Annotated in this window: 13 protein-coding genes; 4 read left to right on the forward strand and 9 right to left on the reverse strand. The window is 69.1% G+C overall.

Going from position 1 to position 20,015, the window contains the following annotated elements; all coding sequences use genetic code 11:
- The first annotated feature begins 4 nt into the window (after nucleotides 1–4).
- Nucleotides 5–898 carry an AraC family transcriptional regulator gene (locus tag KOR34_RS24735; protein WP_146568815.1) on the forward strand — a complete coding sequence of 298 codons (894 nt, stop codon included), beginning with the start codon at nucleotides 5–7 and terminating at the stop codon, nucleotides 896–898.
- Between the two features lie 183 nt (nucleotides 899–1,081).
- Here KOR34_RS24735 and KOR34_RS24740 read toward each other — a convergent pair whose 3' ends face one another.
- Entirely contained in the window at nucleotides 1,082–4,456 is a 3,375-nt protein-coding gene (locus KOR34_RS24740; protein WP_228714759.1) for a GH116 family glycosyl-hydrolase, read from the reverse strand.
- Between the two features lie 330 nt (nucleotides 4,457–4,786).
- Here KOR34_RS24740 and KOR34_RS24745 point away from each other — a divergent pair, with 330 nt between their 5' ends.
- On the forward strand, nucleotides 4,787–6,667 hold the full coding sequence (locus KOR34_RS24745; protein ID WP_146568816.1) for a glycoside hydrolase family 97 protein: 1,881 nt from the start codon (nucleotides 4,787–4,789) through the stop codon (nucleotides 6,665–6,667).
- Nucleotides 6,668–6,751: 84 nt separating this feature from the next.
- Here KOR34_RS24745 and KOR34_RS24750 read toward each other — a convergent pair whose 3' ends face one another.
- From KOR34_RS24750 to KOR34_RS24760, 3 genes are all read right to left on the reverse strand, one after another.
- Nucleotides 6,752–7,039, reverse strand: coding sequence for a DUF1330 domain-containing protein (locus tag KOR34_RS24750; RefSeq protein ID WP_146568817.1), 288 nt, complete (start codon nucleotides 7,037–7,039; stop codon nucleotides 6,752–6,754).
- A 43-nt stretch (nucleotides 7,040–7,082) separates the two neighbouring features.
- The gene (locus KOR34_RS24755) at nucleotides 7,083–7,838 is read right to left on the reverse strand and encodes an SDR family NAD(P)-dependent oxidoreductase (RefSeq protein ID WP_146568818.1); all 756 of its coding nucleotides are present in this window, start codon (nucleotides 7,836–7,838) and stop codon (nucleotides 7,083–7,085) included.
- A gap of 89 nt (nucleotides 7,839–7,927) precedes the next feature.
- Nucleotides 7,928–8,812 (reverse strand): RNA polymerase sigma factor, encoded by an 885-nt coding sequence (locus KOR34_RS24760; protein ID WP_146568819.1) that lies wholly within the window; start codon nucleotides 8,810–8,812, stop codon nucleotides 7,928–7,930.
- Nucleotides 8,813–9,087: 275 nt separating this feature from the next.
- Here KOR34_RS24760 and KOR34_RS24765 point away from each other — a divergent pair, with 275 nt between their 5' ends.
- On the forward strand, nucleotides 9,088–9,720 hold the full coding sequence (locus KOR34_RS24765) for an HdeD family acid-resistance protein (RefSeq protein ID WP_146568820.1): 633 nt from the start codon (nucleotides 9,088–9,090) through the stop codon (nucleotides 9,718–9,720).
- Complete coding sequence (locus KOR34_RS24770; RefSeq protein ID WP_146568821.1) at nucleotides 9,717–10,181, forward strand: hypothetical protein; 465 nt, start codon at nucleotides 9,717–9,719, stop codon at nucleotides 10,179–10,181. Before KOR34_RS24765 ends, KOR34_RS24770 begins: the two co-directional genes overlap by 4 nt.
- Here the strand turns inward: KOR34_RS24770 and KOR34_RS24775 are convergent.
- From KOR34_RS24775 to KOR34_RS24795, 5 genes are all read right to left on the reverse strand, one after another.
- Nucleotides 10,178–14,896: a lamin tail domain-containing protein gene (locus tag KOR34_RS24775; protein ID WP_146568822.1), complete on the reverse strand. Its 4,719-nt coding sequence runs from the start codon at nucleotides 14,894–14,896 to the stop codon at nucleotides 10,178–10,180. The genes KOR34_RS24770 and KOR34_RS24775 overlap by 4 nt on opposite strands.
- A gap of 277 nt (nucleotides 14,897–15,173) precedes the next feature.
- On the reverse strand, nucleotides 15,174–15,611 hold the full coding sequence (locus KOR34_RS24780; RefSeq protein WP_146568823.1) for a hypothetical protein: 438 nt from the start codon (nucleotides 15,609–15,611) through the stop codon (nucleotides 15,174–15,176).
- 102 nt (nucleotides 15,612–15,713) lie between these two features.
- Nucleotides 15,714–16,754 carry a zinc-dependent alcohol dehydrogenase family protein gene (locus tag KOR34_RS24785; protein ID WP_146568824.1) on the reverse strand — a complete coding sequence of 347 codons (1,041 nt, stop codon included), beginning with the start codon at nucleotides 16,752–16,754 and terminating at the stop codon, nucleotides 15,714–15,716.
- A 31-nt stretch (nucleotides 16,755–16,785) separates the two neighbouring features.
- Complete coding sequence (locus tag KOR34_RS24790; RefSeq protein ID WP_146568825.1) at nucleotides 16,786–17,775, reverse strand: DNA integrity scanning protein DisA nucleotide-binding domain protein; 990 nt, start codon at nucleotides 17,773–17,775, stop codon at nucleotides 16,786–16,788.
- A gap of 129 nt (nucleotides 17,776–17,904) precedes the next feature.
- Complete coding sequence (locus KOR34_RS24795) at nucleotides 17,905–20,007, reverse strand: hypothetical protein (RefSeq protein WP_146568826.1); 2,103 nt, start codon at nucleotides 20,005–20,007, stop codon at nucleotides 17,905–17,907.
- Nucleotides 20,008–20,015 lie beyond the last annotated feature (8 nt).

Raw genomic sequence — 20,015 nt, forward strand, 5'->3', positions numbered from 1 at the left:
ACGCATGAAGATTCCTGCCGAGACCCGCCGCCGCGTGCTCGATGCGACCCTCGCCGCCGAACGCGAGCTGTGCGGCGAGCTCAGCGTCACGACCCTCGCCGACTGGGCCGGGCTGTCCGACAAGCACTTCCAGCGGGCGTTTCGGGCGGTGCTCGGCGAGGCGCCCAAGGCGTATCTGAGGCGGCTCCAGCTGCAGCGCGCCGCCTACCTGCTGAAGTGGTCGGAGCTGACGATCTTGGAGGTCGCGGTCCGCACGGGCTACGACACCCACGCCGGATTCACCAAAGCTTTCACGCGGGCGTACGGCCACAACCCGCAAGAGTTCCGCGCCGCCAGTGGCGTTGCGCCGTACCTGCACATGGGCAGTGGCCCTGGCGGCGCGGAGCGCCTTGAGGCGACGCCCCTGCCGGTGCGGATCGAGCAGGTCCCAGACCAGCGGGTAGCGGCGATGCGGCACGTCGGGCCGGTCGAGACGAGCGTTGACGCGTGGAAGCGGTTGGTCCCGTGGGCGCGACAACGCGGCCTCCTAGGCCCGGAGGCGGTGCTGCTTGGCGTGCACAACGACTACTGGGACGACAACGCCCAGGACTCCTACCGCTACGACGCAGCGGTGGTCGTGCCGGCTGATTTCAAGCCCGACGACGCGGTCAACATGTTTACGATACACGGCGGGCCGGTTGCGATGACGGAGTTCCGCGGCTCGCTCGACGACGCGGATCAGGCCTGGCGCCGGCTGGTGGACCAGTGGCTTCCGGTCAGCGGTCTGCAGCCAAGGTCTGCGTTTGCATACGACTGCTACCCGGTCGAGCTGTTTACCGGGAGTGCTTTCCGCCGGTTGCTGCAATCGCTCACCGGCTACCGCGCCACGCTATGCCTGCCGGTTAGCAAGTACACTTGACCCATCAAATAGGTTGTAGCGGGAGACGACATCTCTGGCATAGCAGCGCCCACAGGCGGATCGCGGTCGACGCGGCTGCGACAACCTACGCGCCAGACGCTCATCCGACGCACCGGATGGATGCGGCCGTGGGCCGCGTCCACCGCCGCTTTGGACCCATTTTCGCTGCTTAACTCTCCTTGGTTAGGCGAGCTCGACGCTGATCTCAAGCTGCTGTCCGGCAACCAGGTTGAGCGGTTTCTCCAGCGCCAGCATCGCTTCGCCGTTCTGCAGCTCGGCCTTTGCGGCGACGGCCCGGCCGTCTAGCTTCGCCAGCGCCGACCGGGGGCGTCTGTCCCCAGTTCCCAGGACGACCACGGTCAGGCTGAGCAGCCCTTCCTTTAACGCAATGGCGGCCTCAAGGCGGTTGGCCTCTTGAACCTGGGAGAAGAGCCCGTAGCCTTCAGCGGCGGTGAAGAAGCTGGCGTGGTTTTCTGGGGTCAGGCGTGGCCGGAAACCGATCCGTCCTGCGGGGCCGTCGTACTCGAAACCCTGCAGGGCTAGCAGCACTGACCAGACGCTGAGCGAGCGGCCGTAGAACTTGCCGCATTCGTCATCGCCGAAGGGGTTGCCCGAGTAGCCCCACGGGCCGTTCGCCATGTGGGTCACGCCCTCGGTGCGCAGGCGGCCGTCGTAGCGGTCGGCGACCGTCTTGACGACCATCAGTCCTTCTCGCAGCAAGCCGTTCTGGATCAGCGTGGCCGCCGCACCGTACTCGAACCCGGTCATCACCTCGTCGCCGTATTTCATGCCCGGGATTGGCTGCGGGCTGTTGGGCCAGGTGATCATCTTCATGCCGCCGTCGTCGACCTCGCAGTACTGCCGTGGCTTGAGCGACTGGCCGTGGAAGTCCGCCAGGTAGTTGTGCCTGAGCAGCGCCTCCATCGCGCGGCGGGAGCGGTCCTGCGGGTAGCTCCTGCCGATGCCGACCTGGTCCGCCCACCACTCGCCCAGCAGTTGGTCAATGTGGCAGCCGTCGAGGTAGTCCTGCTGGCGTTTCTGACCGACCACCTGGACGTAGTACTCGCCGTTCCACAGCCGCTGGTTCTGCAGCCTCTTGCCCGACGCTCGGATCCTTCGGTACTCGCTCGCCGAGGCCGAATCGCCCACCCGTTCCGCCATCCGCGCCCCGGCCTCAAGAGCGGCAAGGTACAGGCTGCCGATCCAAGACGAACAGCCGCTGAAGGCGCCGTCGAGCGTGTTGTGTTGGGTGGCCTGCATGTAGCCGTCGCGGTTCGGGTTCCAGTGGTCGATGCCCCAGTCAAGGGCCCGCTTGGCCTGCGGCCATTGCGCGCGGAGCCAGCCGTCATCAGCCGAGCAGAGGTGCTCTCGGTAGGTGTTCAGGATCGTGCCGAAGTGCCCATCGGCGGCCGGGCCGTTCATCGTGTGGCGGTGTGGGAGCTTGCCGTCCGGGCTCTGTGTGGCGTAGTCCTGCTCGCGCATCTTGCGGCCGAGCTCGGGCAGCAGCCGGGCGTGGCCCTGCGCGTAGTGCCACACGTGCGTGCAGTTGCCGGGGCAGCAGCCGTCGGTCGGGTTGCACCCCTCCCACGCTCCGAAGTACCCGTCCTCGGCCCACCAGCAGGTCTGGCTGCGCAGGACCGCCAGCTGCGAAGACAACCGGTCGAGCAACCAAACCGGCAGGCTGGACGCGTAGAGCGTGTCGTGGAAGCGGCGGGTGCGGGCGGTCAGCTCGTCCAGGTTGTCAAGCAGGTGCTGGGCGACCTCCAGGGCGTTGCGCCACCAGTTGGTGTAGTTCTGCCCCCGGTGGCGCCACGGCTTCTTCTGCCCGTGCATCCCGGAGTGGAAGCACCAGGTGAGGACGAAGGTGACCGACTTGCTCTCGCCCGGCGCGAGCTCGATCGGGGCCGTGAGGACGCCGTTGACGGTCTGGCCGGCCGGCGAAACGCCGGACGTGACCGGGCCGTCGCACTCGCCGCGGGCGTCGAAGGCGTCGTGCAACCGCTCAATAGACTGCCATGCGGCGGCGCCAGTGGCTCCCTCTCCCCGCGTCAGGAGCACCATATCCGACCTGTCGGCGTCCCTGCGGGTCATGTGTAGGACTGTAGCCCCCTCTCTCCTCATGACCTCGTTGTGGTTGCCGCCGTAGTTGGCGGTCTGCTGCCCTTCGTGGTACCCGAGTGCATTCTTCTGCGCGGCCAGCACGTCGACCTGCGCCGGCGCTGCCGACAGGTTTCTTGCGGTAACCGTGTAGATGACGCAGGGGATGGCCGAGTTCTTCAGGTCCATCGGGATGAACGGGTTGAAGACCTCCGACTGCACCTCGACCGGTAGCGCGGGGTCCGAGAACCGATACCTGGCGAATGGGTACTCCCCTTCGAACTCCAAGGACGCCATCGCCTGGAACGGGCCAACCGGCTCGGTCTGCAAGGCCCGCACAACTGGTCTGCCGCCGGCGGGCTGGGCCCGCACAGCCAGGAAGCTGTCGCCGACCCGGTGTTCCTCATGGTTGCAGGCAATCTGCCAGACGGCGGGCTCGCCCTTGCCGTTGAACTGGATGCCGCCCGCGCCGATCCCGCCGACCGTAAAGCTGATCGCGTCCAGGTGCTCCCCTCCGTAGACGCGGGTCGCGCCAGCGGCGGTTAGCGAAGGGTCTTTCAGCGCGGCCGCCTGTTTGCGTGCCCGCGCGGCGTCGCGTTCCGCTTTGACGCGGCCGATGGCCGCGCCGGTCTGTTCCAGGCGTTTCCCCCAGCCGGCGGCCCTCAGGTGCTGCTGGATCTCCTTCTCGGTCAGCCCCCGTGCGTAGCACGCGACCTCGTCCAGGCAGATGCCGCCGGAGGCCCACCCATCGATGGACGTGGCGCCGAACGTCATTGGCGCCTTGGCGGGGCCCTGACGCGTGAACTCGAAGGCGCCGCCGACTAGGCTGCACTCGTAGCCATCGACGTAGGCCCGCAGGTCGAGGTCGTATCCGGTGATCGCCAGGTGATGCCAACGGCCCTGGGCTACCGGCTGGGCAGTTGGCAGGTGGATTGTGGTGAGCACCTCGTCCTTGACGTTCCGGTAGACCAACGCCGACAGGTCGTTCTTGACGCCCACAATGAAGCGGACCTGCCGACCGGCGGTCTGCGCGATGAGGACCGGATCCGCTGGCCCGGTTGGCGGCGAGTCCAGCTTGAAGAACAGCTCGACCGTGGCGGAGCGGCCCCGCAGGTGGTCCGTGTTGTCGACCGTGATCGGCTCGTTGGGCGCGAGGCTGACCGCCCGCCCCCCGGCCACGCCCTCGACAAACGACAGGCCGCCTACCGCCCGAGCCGGCGCCTCTCCCAACGCGTCGACAAGGTCGCCGTCGAATCGCCAGTAGCCTCGCAGCGACCGGTCTGCCTTCACGAGCGCAGCGTAGCCGTCCCTGCTGCTGGCGGCCATCAAGGGCGCTGCGGCGATGCCCGATGCGAAGGCGCCCGCCGCCACCAGTAGGCTGCGGCGAGACAACTCTGGCTGGCAGCAGCCGGGTGAGGTGCACTCGGTGGGAGACTCGGTGATCAGCTTGTTGCGATGCATTGGTGTTGCCTTGACTTTGTCGTTCAAGGATGCCCAAGGATGGTGTGCCTTTCGCCGCGCCGCTCCGATAGTCGGCCGGTGCGCGAGCCTACCGGCCACTACTCGCACCCTGGTTCTACCTGACGCTAGTCGGAGAATCGACGTCTGCGTCGGGCGGCGAAGAAATCGCGAGAGTCGTCAGAATTCCTTCGTAATTCAAGCGTCCTCGCGCGGAGTGACCGAATGAGCCTTGGCCACTCAAAACGCTGGCGGGGATTGGCGTGTCCGTCTCGGCAGCGGAGCGAGTGAGGCGGATTCTCATTGGGGGCGTGCAAACAGGTGAGCAGCAACATGACGAGGGTTTGGTCGGTGTTCAGCGTGGTGTTCGCCGGCGCGGCGTTATGCGCCGCTGCGGACGCGTTCGAGGCTCGGGTGTCGTCGCCGGACGGGTCGGTGAGCGTCCGGTTCTCGCTCGGCAAGGACGGGCGCCCGGCCTACTCGGTCGCCGCGGACGGGCGGCCGCTGGTGCTCCCTTCGCGGCTGGGGTTCCAGCCCAACCTGCTGGACGGGTTCACGCGGGTGGGAGACTCCCGCTGCTCGGTGCGGGAGTCCTGGGAGTTCCAGTTCGGCGAGCGGCGCGACATCCCCGACGCGTACGAGGGGCTGACGGTCGAGCTCCGGCACGAGTCCGGCGCCAGGCTGAACGTGGAGCTCCGCGCCTACGACGAGGGCGCCGCGGTCCGCTACCTCTTCCCCGTCGAGCAGCCTGACGGCGTCGAGCTCCGGTTCGACGGCGAGCACACCGAGTTCCGCCTGCCCGCGGGCGCGGAGGCCTACGAGGAGCACGGCACCGAAGGGCCGTACCGGCTGACGCCGGTGTCGGCGATCGCGCCGTACTGCGAGCGGCCGCTGACGGTCGCGCTCCCGGGGGGCGGGTACGCGGCGGTTTGCGAGGCCGGCAACACCGACTACGCCCGGATGATGCTGTCGCCGCTCGCGGGAGTCGAGGGCGCGCTGGTCAGCGCCCTCGGCGGCGCGACCACCAACACCGAGGCCGAGAACCAGCGGCACGACCCTTCGGTCACGATGCGGCCCGGTCAGGCGACGCCCTGGCGGGTGCTCCTGGTGGGCAAGACGCCGGGCGAACTCCTCGAGAACAACTACCTGCTGCTCAACCTCAGCCCCCCCAGCCGGCTGTCGGACACGTCGTGGATCAAACCGGGCAAGGTGATGCGGGCGGGCCTCACCTCGGACAGCGGAAAGCAGGTGATCGACTTCGCCAAGACCGCCGGCCTGGACTACGTGCACTTCGACGCGGGCTGGTACGGGCCAGAGCGGGCCCGCAGCTCGGACGCGACCAGGGTCGCGCCCGACCGCGCCAGCGAGCTCGACCTTCGCGAGGTCGTCCAGTACGGCGCCGACCGCGGCGTGGGAGTGCTGGTGTACGTTAACCAGGTTGCGTTGAAGCGACAATTAGACGACATCCTCCCGCTGTACCAGGATTGGGGGCTCAAGGGGATCAAGTACGGGTTCGTCCCCGTGGGGCCGCAGGCGGAGACCCGGTGGTTGACCGAGTCGTTCGCGCAGGCGGCGGAGCACAGGCTGATGATCAACGTGCACGACGGCTTCCGCGCGAACGGGATCACCCGTACTTACCCGAACCTGATGACCGTCGAGGGCATCCGGGGCAACGAGCGGATGCCGACCGCGGAGCACAACTGCACGCTGCCCTTCACCCGCTACCTGTGCGGCGTCGGCGACTACACGGTCTGCTACTACAACAACCGCATCAAGACGACGCACGCACACGAGCTGGCGATGGCCGTGGTTTCGTTCAGCCCGCTGCAGTGGATCTTCTGGTACGACTCGCCGGGCCACTACCGTGGAGAGCCTGAGGTTGAGTTCTTCCGTGAGGTCCCGACCGTCTGGGACGAGACCCGTGTCCTGGAGGGGGAGATCGGCGCCTACGCCACCATCGCCCGGCGGAGCGGCAAGCAGTGGTTCGTCGGTATGATCAACGCCAACCAGCCCCGCAACGCTTCGCTGCCGCTGGACTTCCTGCCGCCAGGGGCGAAGTTCGACGCCACGCTCTACTACGACGACCCCGACGCCCCCACCAGGACACACGTCGGTCTGCGTCGGCAGCAGGTTACCGCCGGCTCCACGATTGACGTCGAACTCCCCGTCGCCGGTGGGGCCGCGCTCTGGATCCGGCCCACGGCCGGGCAGTAGGCGGCGCGCAAGCGGTTTCCACCTCAGGCTTAGCTGGTCCGTGCGGACCGACCTTGTGCTATCAGTCAATCAAGGCATGACAAGTCACACCCCCTCCACGATCAGGCCGCGGTACACAGCGCCGCGGAAGCGGTGCCGAGCCGCCTCCTGGTAAGCGGGGCTGTCGTACCAGTCGCGTGCCTCCTCCAGGCTAGGAAACTCGGCGACGACAACGCCCTCGACGTCCGGCCCCTCGAGCGTCACGTGGCGGCCGTACGCGGCCAGCGGCTTGATCGGCTGGCCCTCCATCGCGGCGGGCGCCTTCCGCCAGTACGTTTCCAGCTCCGACTGGTCTAGCGTCTTCTCACGAATGAACACGATGTAAGCGGGCATGATCGCTCCCTTGAGGTGTTGGAGTTTCCGTTAGAGTCGCCGACTACCGCAGGCCGCCCGACGCCAGGATCACCTCGCCCGTGACCCAGCCGGAGTCGTCGGACGCCAGGAAGGCGACCACCTTGGCGATATCCAGCGGCGTCCCGATGCGGCCGAGCGGGGTTAAGGCGACCAGCTGCTGTTCGAACTCGCTGCCGGCGCCGTACAACCCCGCCGACTTGGTCCCCTCGCTCAGCGTAGCGCCCGGGTTCACCGAGTTGACCCGGATCCCGCGGGGGGCCAGCTCTTTGGCGAGCACCCTGGTCGCGGCGTCGAGGGCGCTCTTGCTACCCGCGTAGATCGCGTAGCCGGGCGGGCACATCTGCGACGCGCCCGAGCCGATGTTGATGATGCTGCCGCCGGCGGCGCCGAAGTAGTCCAGCGACGCTCGGATCACCGCCAGTGGGCCGAGCACGTTGGTGTTGAACTCGCGGTGGAACTCGTCCTCGGTGAACTCTTCGATCCTCATCGGTCGGTAGACGCCCGCGTTGTTCACCACGGTGTCGAGCGGGCCGAAGGAATCCGCGACCTCCTTCATAAGCCGCTCGACATCGTCCGACCTGGAAACGTCGCCTTGGATCGCCACGGCGCGCCCGTCGGCCTCGACGATTTCTTTCACCACGGCTTCCGCGCCCGTTCGATCCGCTCGGAAGTTGACGGCGACCGCCGCCCCGTCCGACGCCAGGCGTTTCGCGATTGCTGCCCCGATCCCCTTCGATGCGCCGGTAACGAGGGCTACCCGGCCGCTCAGCTGCGACATGGTTCGTGTCCTTAGTGCCAAGGAGTATTCATCTCTCAATGGCATAGACACGCCCCGGCGCCGACTGTGACAGACGCCGCGCAAAGAAATCAGTCTAAGTCGAGTGTCGCGCGAACCTCCGGCAGATCGAGAACCCGCCGGAGCCAGCCGGCCTGCTGCGTGGGCTCGAGGAACGGGTGGTCGCGGTAGATGGCGGCGAACGACCGATCGGCGACTCCGTCGATCTCGCGGGCGGTCCCCGCCGCGGCGTCCCGGACACGCCGCACGAGCGGCGCGGCGAACAGCAGGTGGTGAGGGTCGACGTGGCCCGCCTCGATGAAGCCCCGCGTCTTCTTGGGGCAGCGGCAGGGGTTGCTTGCGTTCACCAGCCCGCACTGGTGGTTCATGAACTGGTAGAGGTCCCGGCGCGCCCGGGCCAGGCACTGACGGAAATTGGCGGGCGTCATCTCCATGACTTCGCCGCCAACGGCGTCGGTGGCGCCGATGACTTCGCCGAGCGTGAAGATCAGCCGCTGCCGCCGGTCCAGGCAGAGCAGCATCCCCGTGGTGCAGGCGACCTTGGTTTCTTCGACCAGGAGCGGCACGTCCACCGGCACACTCTGGGGATCGGGCAGGTCGAGGTCGGGGACGCCGTTGATGGCGTCCGCGTACTCGGAGAACGTGGTCGGCGTCTTCTCGGCGCCGCGGCGTTTCATGTTGAGCACGTGGTTCGCTGTGATGCGGTAGAGCCACGTGCGGAACTTGCTGTCGCTGCGGAACGTGCTGAGCCGGGTGACGACCTTGATCAGCACTTCCTGTGTCACCTCCTCGGCGTCCTGCGGGTAGAACACCATGCGGACGGCGATGTTGTAGACCCAGGCCTGATGCCGCAGCACCAGCCTTTCGAGGGCGTCGCGGTCGCCGCTGCTGGCCAAGCGGACCAGCTCGACATCGTCCGCGTCATCGTCCGAGGCCTCAGCAAAAGGATTCGGCATGATCGTCCTCCTGGGTGTCCGGGCTGGTCATTCTAGGCGATTGCAGATCGCCCCACTCACTTAGACACCTTCCCGGAGGGGTTGTGACAGAACGACCAAGTTTTCTTGTGGACGGCGAGAGTCGAATCGTTTCGTGGGAGCCATTGCCTGGTCGGCGTTCGTGCTACCGCGGCCGACGCGGCTGTGATAGCATACGCGCCAGACCGATCCGAGCCCGCTCTGGACGCTCGGTAATCGGCGCCCGTCCCCATCACTTGAAAGGCTCGGTTAACACGATGTCCACCGACGCAACCACCCCCGCAGATCCAGCCGGTGGCCCCACTGGAGGCCCGATCTCGAAACGCGAGGTGCTGACCGCCATCTCAAGCGTGTGGTGGCTGGTGCTGCTGCGGGGCGTGCTGCTGATCGTGCTGGGCGGCTACGCGCTGTTCACGCCGGGCCTAACGCTGACCGCCTACAGTTGGGTGCTGGGCGTGTTCCTGCTGGCCGACGGCGTGCTGGCGCTGATCGCGGGTGTGATGGGCTGGACCGAGTCCCGCGGCTGGACGCTGCTGCGGGGCGTGTTGAGCCTGGTGGCCGGCCTGATCATTGTCGCCCACCCGGCGTTGTTCGGCGTGGTCGCGGTGTTGATCCTGGCGACGATCATCGGCCTTCAGCTGCTCATCGGCGGCGTGCTGGAGATCTACGTAGCGATCAAGCAGCGCAAGGAGATCGAGGGCGAGGGCTGGATGATCCTAGCCGGCGTGCTGTCGATCATCTTCGGCCTGCTGGTGATCGCCGCCCCGTTGGTCGCCGGCAAGACGATGATCCAGGTGCTGGGCGTGTTCGCGATGATCTTCGGCGTGTCGCTGTGCGTGACCTCGTTCCGGCTGAAGGGCCTGGGCAGCCGGCTGACGGACGACGCATGAGCACGCGCTCGTGGGGCCACGGCGGCCTGCCGCTCGCTGCGCTCTTGGCGGTTGGTTGTTGGTCGAACGCCCCACCGCAGGCGCCCGCTACCCAGCAGGGCGGACCGCTGACGCAGCTTGGCTCGCTGACATCGGTGGACGGCGCATGGACGGTCACCGCCGAGCGCAGCTCGTCGAGCCTCGTGGACTTCACGATCGCCGATTCCGCCACGGGCGCCGAGTACGCTGCCGGCGGCGGCTTCAGCGACGCGCAGCGGTGGTTCCTGTTCTGGGACGCGCAGAACCGGCTGTGGTCCTACAACAGCGACGTCGGGCCGCTTGGCGTCTGGACCCATAACGGCGCGTCAGCCTTCACGTTCCAGCCTGTTCGGGCGGGCGGCCCGCTGGCCGCGGCGATACCGCCCGAAGTCGCCGCTGCGCTCCCCAGCAGCGTGCTGCAGAGCCTGCGGAGCGCACCCTAGACGCGGTCGCTGGCGACGGTCCGTTGCACCGAGGCCGAGGCGGACTCGGACGGCTCCTCGCCGGACGATCCGTCAGCGGTCGCGACGGAGACTTCCTCCTCCTCGGAGGCCGCAGCCGCGGGGCCTTCGTACAGCAACAGCAGCCCATCGTCCACCGCTGCCGCTGCGGCCGCGTCGGCGAGTGGCTCGGGCTGGTCGTCGCTGCTATCGGGGGGAGTGAGCAGCGCGAAGGCGGCCTGCAGCGGGTCGATACCTTCGTCGGCGTCCGTCGACTCAGTGGCGGCGACTGTTGGCGCCGCCTGCGTCGCTTCCGGCGCAGGCGCTGCGGGGGCAGGGGCCGGCGCCAGGCTGCCGTAGAGCGTGGTGTTGTCGCCCAGGTGGTCGCGCCAGACGCTGTAGTCGGCGGCGTCCACTACGCCGTCGCGGTTGCCGTCGGCGCCGTAGCCGGGGGCTTCCACGCCCGTGCCGTACGCGCTCCGCCAGGCCTGGTAGTCGGCCTGATCGACCACGCCGCTGGCGTCGTAGTCGCCGGGGATGGCGAGGCCGGCCGAGCCGGGCGAGCCCATCACGTACAGGCTCGCCCGCCAGTTGGCCGGGTCGTTGGGGTCGCCCAGCGGGTCGATGATCTCGAGCGAGGGGCCGTCGCCGTCGGGCGTGGTGGGCCAGGGCGGGTCGTCCGTGTACGTGACGCTGTGGATGACCTGCCCGGTCGGTCCGAGCAGGCTGACGGTCTCGCCGCCGTTGCTGAGATTCGAGTCGGCGTACCCGGTCGGCGCCAGGTAGATCTCCTCACCGTACACCTGCTGGAACACCTCCGTGTTGCGGGCCACGACGATGTACTCGCCGGGCGCGAGGGTCAGCCCATCGGCGAACACGTAGGGCGTCGAGGCGAAGTCCGCGATCTGCATCCCCGACAGGTCGACCGTCACGTCGCCCGTGTTGAGGATCTCGAGGAATTCTTGATCGTCCTCGTCGACGAGCGACGGGTTGAGCGGGTGGTAGTGCAGCTCGGTGATGGCGAGCGACGGCGGGTCGGTCGGGGCGGCGGCCACAAACTCGACCGGGTCCGACCAGTGGCTCCAGCGGCCGGTGTCGTCCTGCATGCGGACGCGGGCGCGGTAGGTCTCGCCCGGCGTGACGGCCGAGGCGGGGACGTCCGTCGTGGCGTTGAACTCCGTCAGCGCGCCGGAGTCCCAGCTGGAGGTCCACTCGTCCAGGAACGCGGTCGACGGGTCCGCGCCGGCCGAGACGGGCGTCACCTGCGACACCCGCCACTGCACCGCGCCGAAAGTGCCGGCGCCCTGCGGGTCGTTGAACGCGGTGGTCTGGAAGGTCAGCTCGTTGGCCGCCATGCCGGGGTCGCCCACGTAGGAGAGCGAGGGCGTGAAGGGGACCAGGGCCTCCTCGCCGGAGGCCGCCAGCACGTTGTCCAGGTAGGCGGCGCGGCCGCCGGGGCCGACAAAGCCGGTGCCACTGCCGCCGTGCGGCCAGTTGCCGCCGACAAACGCGAAGTCGAGCATGTTGCCGATGAGCGCCTCGATCGACACGGCGCCGGGGCCGGTGAGGCCGTCGTAGTTGCCGGCGTCGTCGGGCGCGCCCTGCCAGCGGGCGCGGTCGGCGGCCTCCAGCGGCTGGATGGTCGCCGCCAGCTCGCGGATCATGCCCTCGATCTGGTCGGGCTGCCAGATCAGGTCACGCAGCTCGCGGAGGGTGTTGTAGTAGCCGGGCTTGAGCAGGCTGTCGGCGTAGGCGGAGTCGAAGTTGTCGAACAACGCCTCGTAGACGATGTCCTCGCCCTCGTTCCAGCTGGGGCCCCAGCTGGCGTCGGTGTCCCAGAGCAGCAGCCACAGCTTGCCGAGGTTGTCGTTCTCGGCGGCGTAGTCGGGCTCGAAGTAGTAGGCGGCGTTCTTGTTGGCGGTGGGCCAGTAGTCGTAGTGGCGGACCGCCTCGGCGATGGCGTGGTAGACGAAGTACTGCTCGAGGTTGACGCGGTGCTCCAGGTCGTCGCTGGCGCGGCCCATCACGTACTCGACGTAGTCGTGGTCCGACCCGTCCGACACGGCGTAGGGCGCCTGGTAGTCCAGCTGCCGCAACGCGTCCTGGGTCTGGTTGTTGAGCTTGTAGAGGTTGCCCTCCTCCAGGCCGTGGGCGTCGAGGAACCGCTTGTCGTAGTCCTCCAGCGCGAAATTGACGCCCCAGAAGTCGCCGTCCCACTGGTTGGGCGCCTCGGCGGCGTCGTCGATCACGCGGAACTGGAACCAGTGCGTGTCGAGCGCCGGCAGCCCCATCATGTTCGACAGCTGCATCGTGATCGCCTCGTTGAGGGCGTACGTCAGCGTCTGGTGGTTGTCGAAGCCCTTGCCGGTGGTGAGGGTCTTCCACTGCTCGGGGTAGGGCTCGCCGTCCTGGTCGAGGGGCTCGAACCAGGCGCCGTCGTTGAAGCGGAACCGCATGCTCCGCTTGCCCTCGCCGTAGTAGCGGCCGTTGGCGCCGCGGGGGCGGTACTGGATGTTGTCGTAGACCTCGCCGTTGTAGACGATCGTGCCGCCCCAGTTGTACGCCGAGCGGGCCTCGGTGCCCTGCGGGATCTGGTCGGCCGGGTCGTAGGCGATCGCCTCCTGCATGTCCTCGGCGCGGGTCAGCAGGTGGTACACCGGCAGCGAGGCCAACGCCTCGGCGTCGGCGACCACCTGGCCCGAGTTGTTGAGGTACTCGGGCAGGCCGTCGTAGACGAAGTACGCGAAGTTGAGCGACGGGTCGTCCGCGTAGGGCGCGACCGCGGCGGCGCCGAGCGTGTCCTCCACCGCCACCCGGTACCGCACCAGCGTGCGGTGCGCCTGGGCCGGGATCGACGCGGAGTACACGCCGTCGCCGGCCGTCTGGTCGGCGCCTGTGCCGTCGTCGACCATGGTGACCGTGGCCCAGTTGGCCTCGTCCAGGTAGTCGGGGTTGGCCTTGAGCTGCTGCTCCGGGTCGGCCAGCAGGTCGTTGTGCGGCACGGGCAGCCGGGCGGGGATGTACTGGCCGGGCAGCACGATCTGGTACTGCAGCTCGACCGACGCCACGCCGTCGGGGTCGCTCACCTCGGCGGTCACCACGCCTGCCGACGTGGAAGCGTCGCCGCCCGCGTGGTCGACCGACGCGATGGCCGGCGCGGCGTTGGCGGCGAGGTTCGCGTTGGCGGCGCCGGGCGTGGCGCGGCGGGCCTCGACCACGACCTGCAGGCTGCGCGTGGTGGCGCCGTCGCCGTTGACCGCGGTGAGCGTGTACGTGGTGGTCTCGGTCGGCGTGACCCACACGCTGGTCTGGCCGGTGACATCGCCCACGTCGGGGCTGATGGAGAGCGTGGTCGCATCCGTGACGTCCCAGCGGAGCCGCAGCGGCTCGCCGGCCAGGATGGCGTCGCTGCTGGCCTCGAACGACTCGATGTTCGGACCGGCGAACACCGCGTCCGGCCCGGCGGCGTAACTCGCCGCGACCTGGCCGCTGGTCAGGGCCTGGTTGTAGATGCGGAACTCGTTGTGATAGCCGTCGAACAGCGGGTCGGGCCACTGCGAACGGCCGAGCCAGTTGTTGTTGTCGTTCAGGTCGTCCAGGTCGATGATCGTGGCGCTCGATCCGATCGCGGCGCCGTCCACGTACAGCGTCTGCACGCCCGACGCGCCGTCCCACACCACCGTGAAGTGGTACTCGCGGTTGGTGCTGGCCGCCTGGTTCCAGTCCACCACGCTCTCGGACGACGTGCCGCCATTGCGGTGGGTGAGCCGCAGGTCGCCCGAGCCGGACTCGGGGATCAATGTGACGTAGCCCTGGTTGTTGGCGCCGGTGGCCTGGTCCTCCCCGCCACCGCTGGTGCCGAACGACCAGATCTCCGCCCAGGTCCGGTTCCGCGTGACCGTGCCCCACCACTCGAACGTGGCGTTCTCGCCCAGCGAAGAGACGATGCCGTTCGGCAAGTCGACGTACGCGCCCGAGCCGAAGGGGGTCTGGTTGGAGTTCTGCCCGGAGTTGCTGCTGACGTTCAGCTGTCCATCGAAGTAGCTCGACAGCCCGGTCGGGTCGACCAGCACGCCGTCGGCGCCGCCGACGCTGTCCTCCAGGTTGCCGGAGAAGCTCCAGCGGTGCACCAGGCCTCCCGCGCCGCCCGGGTCGGTGGGCGGGTCGTCGTCCTCGACGGCGAACAGCGGGTCGGCGTAGGTCGGGCGCCAGTTGCTGCCGAGGTTGTTGTCGAGCGCGGGGTTGATCAGCTCCATCGACGGCCCCTCGCCGTCGGCGGCCACGGGCCAGGGGAACGAGGTCGTGTACTCGACCTCGTCGATCAACTGTCCGCCCGCGTCAGAGATGGCGATCCGTTCGCCGCCGTTGCTCAGGCCGCCCTCGTACTGCCCGATCGCCACCACGCCGAACTCGGCGAGCAGGGTCGCCGGGTCCTGGGCCACCACCACGTACCCGCCCGCCGGAATCTGGGCGCCCGGCTCGAAGGTGTAGTCGATGCCGTCGGTGAATTCCCAGCCCGACAGGTCGACCGGCGTGGCGGCCGTGTTGTGCAGCTCGATGAACTCTTCGAAGCTGGTGTTCTCGTCGGAGTTGTAGTGGATCTCGTTGATCACTACCGCCAGCAGGCGGCGGTCTTCGAGCGTCTCGAAACGCAGCCGCGAGGGCTTGGCCCGCTTCGCCTTGCGCGCGGACCGCTTCCTGTCACGATATCTCGCCATCTCGCCTGCCTGTTCCGAAGTTGTAGCCTCAGCGGTGTTCCGCCGGCCGCCGCACGGCGGCGCCACTACGGGTCGCCGCTGGAGTTGGTGCGAATGCACGCCGGCCCCGAGATAAGACCTGGGGCCGTGCCGGTGGAGCGGGTGCAATTACCCGTCTAGAGGTAATGCGAGCCAGCTTCCCCGATTTTAAACAGAATCTTCACAAATGCCGCGGATTTGGCGAACGAGGGCGCCTGCCTCCACCCGCAACAATGGGCCGGAAGCCATGCGAGCGGGGCTACTTAGCGCGGGCGGCCGGGCGTTCAGCCACGCCGGCGACCAGGCCGCCGCTGGCCTCCGCCGGGGCCGCGGCCTCGACGCTCTGGGTGACCTGCTTGTAGGCCAGCGCGGCCGCCACCACGATCGCCGTCCACTCGGCGACCAGCAGCGTCCACCAGACGTTGTACTCGACCGAAGTGAACGGCGTGCCCGCCGGCGGGTTGGGCGGGGTCCAGGTCCTCTCGCGTTTCCGCCCCGAGAACAGGTTGTCGAATCCGGCGAACGCCTTGGTGTGGATCTCCCGCTGCTCCGAGAAGTACAGCACCATGTAGCGGTCGCATTCGACTTTCAGCCAGGGCGGGTAGAGCAGCGTCAACGCCATAAAGAGGGCTGCCCCCAGTCCGCACAGCACGGCCACGCCGAACCGGCCAAACGCCCGCTGCGCGTTGACGGTCATGGGGTCGCTCCACGGAATTGATCGGGTATGGGGTTAGCCGCAGCCACGAGTGTAGCCGCACGAGGGGCGCGGAGCAAAGAAATTCAGCGGCGGGCGGGTGGATTACGGCGTGATCACGGTCACGCCGCAGCCGACCGGCCGGTCCAACGCCGCCAAGGCGGCGCCCGCCTCCTGGAGCGGGATCGTCCGCTCGATGAGCTGCTGCGGGCTGAGCTGCCCACGCTCGATCATCTGCAGCAGCGCGGGGTAGGCGTGCGCCTGCAGTCCGTGGCTGCCGAGCAGCTCCAGCTCCCAGCCGATGACGCGTCCCATCGGCGCCGGCGGGTCGGCGTCGGCGCCTGCCAACAGGCCCACCTGCACGTGGCGGCCGCGTCGGCGGAGCGAGAGGACCGAGTTGCGGAACGTCACGCGGGCGCCCAACGCGTCGACCGACACGTCGGCGCCGCCGCCGGTCAGCTCGTGCACCGCGGCGGCCACATCGTCCACGCCGGTGGCGTTGAGTGTCGCGTCGGCGCCGAGCTGCTTGGCCAATTGCAGCGGCTCGTCGCGGATGTCGATCGCCACGACCGCCGCGCCCAACGCCCGGCCCAGCATCACCGCCGATAGGCCCACGCCGCCGCAGCCGTGCACGGCCAGCCACTGACCGGCCGCCAGCCGCCCCTGCGTCGCCACGGCACGGTACGCGGTGGCCAGGCGGCAGCCGAGGCTCGCCGCGGTGGGGGCGTCGATCGAGTCGGGCAGCGCGACCAGGTTGGCGTCGGCGTAGCGGACCGCGACCAGCTCCGCGAACGAGCCCCAGCCGGTGAAGCCGGGCTGGAACTGGTTCTCGCAGACCTGCTGATCTCCCTGGCGGCAGTCGCCGCACCGCCCGCAGCCCGCCACGAAGGGGAGCGTGACGCGTCGCCCGACCCAGTCGCCGCGGACCTCCGACCCGACCGCGACGACCTCGCCGGCCAGCTCGTGACCGGGCACGTGGGGCAGGCGGTCGATGTCGGGGTCGTGCCCCTGCCAGCCGTGCCAGTCGCTGCGGCAGACGCCGGTCGCCTGGACGCGGATCACCGCGCCGTCGGGCGTGGGCGTGGGGTCGGGGACCTGCTCGATGGCGATCGGCCCGCCGAACTCGTGGTAGAGCGCTGCTTTCACGGGAGGGTTCCCCGGCGGAGGGCCCGGCGTGCTAGTCGGAGTTCTCGGACGCCGGGGCGCCGTCGCGAGTCGGCTCGCGGTCGGGCCCGGCCGCGGCGGGCGGGGGCTCGTTCTCAAAGTCCTTCCACTTCATCGCCCGGCGGAACGGCTCGATGCGGAGCACGACCTCGCCGTTGTGGAACACGCGGACGGTGCCGTTGGACTCGCTGACCGCCACCGCGACCGCGGTGGTGGACTTGGTGATCTCGGCCGCCGCCCAGTGCCGCGCGCCCAGGCCCTTGCTGATGCTCAGCTCGGCGGGCGGCGCCGACACGTGCTGGCAGGCCGCGACCACCGTGCCCTTGGCGGACACGACGAACGCGCCGTCCATCTGGGCGATCTCCTTCACGCCCTCGCGGACCTTGGCGTCGCTCAGCATGCGTTCGGAAACGGGGTAGCCGCGCACCGGGTCGAAGCCCATCGGCTTGCAGAAGCCGAGCGTCTTGCGGTGGTCGCCGACGATGAACAGCGACCCCACCGGCTTGCCCTCGCGGCCCTCGCGGCCGATCGCGACCGCCAGGTCGACCACGGTCTTGAGGGTCTCGGTGGGGACCTTCGCGCCCAGCTGCTTGAGGTCGCGGATGGTGAGCCGGCCGAGGTGCTCTCCCAGGCGGATCAGGCTCAGCGAGTCGATGGTGTCGGCCTCGAAGCCGCTGTAGACCGCCACCACCGGCGCGCCGGGCGCCAGGTGCTCGTCGGCCACGGCCTCGAGCAGCGCCTCGGTGAGCTGCTCGTAGACCGGCAGGTCGGGCACCGACAGCACGACCGTGTCGAACTGGGCGTCCTCGGACCCGGCCAGCACGTCCTCGGAGTCGGCCGCGACGATCAGCGCGTGGTCCCCCACGGCGGCCTGCAGCTTGTCCCACTCGGTGGGGCGCTCGGTGAGGAACAGGATCGCCTCGGCGTTGTGCAGGTCCGCCATGCGCGCCGCCATCTGGCAGAACGCATCGAGCTGGTCGCTGAACTTACGCGCTACGGCCATGCACAAAGAACACGGACGGGCGCCCGCGTCGAGAGAGCTGAGAGGGGCGGACGCGCCGCGCGCGAATCGCCAGACCGCCCTAATCTACTGGAGCCCGCCAAGCAGTTCAATCCGGAACGGCTCGCCAGCCTAGCGAGACCGCCGCGACGAGCTGCCGAAGCCGAACAGCCCGCCCAGGCCCCGCCGCTCCTCGCGTTCCTCGTGCCGGGCCTGGATGTAGTAGTAGTTCTCGCTGATGCCGCTCTGCAGCTCCTTGTAGTTCAGCTTGACCGGCCGGTTCGTCCGCCCGGCCACCTGGGCGGCGTCCGGGTTGTCGTACGGCAGGAACACCTTCTCGTCGTACAGCGCCAGGGCGTGCAACGCGTGGGCCAGCGGGCCGATCTCCCAGCCGTTGTCGGTGTTGGACGTGATCAGGTTGGTGAGGTAGTTCACGGCCGCGAACACCCGGCGGTCGTCCAGGTCCTCCTCCGGCAGCGAGTAGATCAGCCACTCCAGGATGTGCCCGGTGGTGCGGATGCGGCGGTCGACGTCGTCCTCGTCGCCGGGGCCGCGGAACCACTCGGTGCTGAGGCTGCCGTCCCGGTTCTGCAGCCGGAACGCGTACTGCTGGTACTCCTCGACAAACTTGGCGGCCTCGGCCCACTCGCCGTCGAGCGGCTCGCCCCGCGCGACGCGTTTCTTGGCCGCCAGCGCCAGGCCCGACAGCCGGTGGGTGCCGCCACACGCCGCGCCGCGGATCTTCTGGGTCCGCTCGTCGGCGATCAGCTTCGGGAAGTCCCAGTGCTCGCCCTGGTCGTTCACCCACGTGGAGTCCGACGGCAGGTAGTGCATCAGGCCGATCAGCTTGAAGGTCAGCTCCGACCGCGCGTAGCAGGTGAGCTGCTCGGCGGCCACCAGGTCACGCACGGTGAAGTCCTGGCCCTCGACCCTCATCGGGTAGTCCGGGCTCACGTTGCACTGGGCGAGCATCGCCAGCAGCTGGCCCTTGTGGCCCTGCATGCCGACCCCCACCCGCACGTCGAGGTTGCCCTCGGGCGTGAGGTACAGCATCTGGTACCGGTTGCACGGCTTGTTGAAGCAGAGGTAGCCGACCGCCGTGACCGGCTTGCCGCGGCGCCCGCCGTCCTGCACGCGGCTGTACAGCCCGTAGGACAGCATGCTGTGCATCACTTCCCACGAGTCGTGGTCGACGCTGTTGAGCGGCCGCCGGTAGTAGTACGAGAGCACCGACCGGAGCCGCCGCCGCAGGCTCATCTGGTTGCGGCTGAGCGGTTTGAGCTCGCGCTGCGGCTTCTCGACCTCTTTTGGCGTGGTGAAGTCCGGGCTCGGGCGGCGGCTGGATGAACCCGCCCGCTGCTGGCGCGCCTCCTCGGTCTCGGTGGCCTCGTCATCGGCGTCCGTCTCGGTCGCGGGTGCCTGTTCGGCGGCGGCCTTGGGCGGCGCCTGCTTGGGCTTGTCGACGGGCGCCGGCTCAGTGCGGGCCGGCGCTTCTTCGTCTTTGGCCTCGGGCTTGGCTGGTTGCTCGGGCTTGTTCTGCTCTTTGGGGGGCGTCAGCTTGGCCGGTTCGCGGGCCGGTTCCGACACGCTGGGCGCGGGCTTCGGCTCGTCTGCCGGTTCCTCGGCCGCGGGTTGGCTGGTGGGGGCGTCGTCGTTCAGCGGGCGGGCCGATTCGGCCGCGAACGGCGCCGGGCGGTCGCTGCTGGGGAGCTGCGCGGGTTGCTCGGGGAGCGACTGGCTCTCCGGCGCCGCCTGGGTGTCCGGGATGTGGGGCACGCGGAACGCGCTGTTGAGCTGCGGGCCGTCGGGCGCCGCTAGCGGCAGCGGTTCACTGGGCTCGGCCGTCGCGGCGCCGGCCACCTCTTGCCCGTTGAGCGGCAGGGGTGGCGGGGCGCCGTCGTGGCTGGGCGCAGCGCCGGGGCGCTGCGCGGTGCGGACGGGCCGCCACCGCAGGTCGTCCGTCGGGGCGTCGGGCTTGCTGGGCAGGCGGAGCTTCTCGAGCACCCGCTCGCCGACCACGCGGTCCGCCTTCACGCGGCTGGGGCCAAGCGGCGAGGCCACCGCCCAGCCGCTGTCGTAGACCTCAACGGGCTGGGCCGCCAGGGCGGCGCCGCAGGGAGCGGTCAGCGCGGCGCAGCACAGCGCCGCGCGGCAGTTGGCCGCTGCTAGCGAGCCGATTGCTCGCGGGACAGACGCGAGAGTCGAGAACGCAGCCGGCATAAAGATACGCGCCATCAAACCCG

The organism is Posidoniimonas corsicana, from assembly GCF_007859765.1.
Taxonomy (GTDB): domain Bacteria; phylum Planctomycetota; class Planctomycetia; order Pirellulales; family Lacipirellulaceae; genus Posidoniimonas; species Posidoniimonas corsicana.

Excerpts from the sequence above, each read along its gene's own strand:
- KOR34_RS24775 (WP_146568822.1), bottom strand. The coding sequence starts at position 14,896 with ATGGCGAGATATCGTGACAGGAAGCGGTCCGCGCGCAAGGCGAAGCGG.
- KOR34_RS24745 (WP_146568816.1), top strand. The coding sequence starts at position 4,787 with ATGACGAGGGTTTGGTCGGTGTTCAGCGTGGTGTTCGCCGGCGCGGCG.
- KOR34_RS24740 (WP_228714759.1), bottom strand. The coding sequence starts at position 4,456 with ATGCATCGCAACAAGCTGATCACCGAGTCTCCCACCGAGTGCACCTCA.
- KOR34_RS24760 (WP_146568819.1), bottom strand. The coding sequence starts at position 8,812 with ATGCCGAATCCTTTTGCTGAGGCCTCGGACGATGACGCGGACGATGTC.
- KOR34_RS24755 (WP_146568818.1), bottom strand. The coding sequence starts at position 7,838 with ATGTCGCAGCTGAGCGGCCGGGTAGCCCTCGTTACCGGCGCATCGAAG.
- KOR34_RS24765 (WP_146568820.1), top strand. The coding sequence starts at position 9,088 with ATGTCCACCGACGCAACCACCCCCGCAGATCCAGCCGGTGGCCCCACT.
- KOR34_RS24735 (WP_146568815.1), top strand. The coding sequence starts at position 5 with ATGAAGATTCCTGCCGAGACCCGCCGCCGCGTGCTCGATGCGACCCTC.
- KOR34_RS24790 (WP_146568825.1), bottom strand. The coding sequence starts at position 17,775 with ATGGCCGTAGCGCGTAAGTTCAGCGACCAGCTCGATGCGTTCTGCCAG.
- KOR34_RS24770 (WP_146568821.1), top strand. The coding sequence starts at position 9,717 with ATGAGCACGCGCTCGTGGGGCCACGGCGGCCTGCCGCTCGCTGCGCTC.
- KOR34_RS24795 (WP_146568826.1), bottom strand. The coding sequence starts at position 20,007 with ATGGCGCGTATCTTTATGCCGGCTGCGTTCTCGACTCTCGCGTCTGTC.
- KOR34_RS24780 (WP_146568823.1), bottom strand. The coding sequence starts at position 15,611 with ATGACCGTCAACGCGCAGCGGGCGTTTGGCCGGTTCGGCGTGGCCGTG.
- KOR34_RS24750 (WP_146568817.1), bottom strand. The coding sequence starts at position 7,039 with ATGCCCGCTTACATCGTGTTCATTCGTGAGAAGACGCTAGACCAGTCG.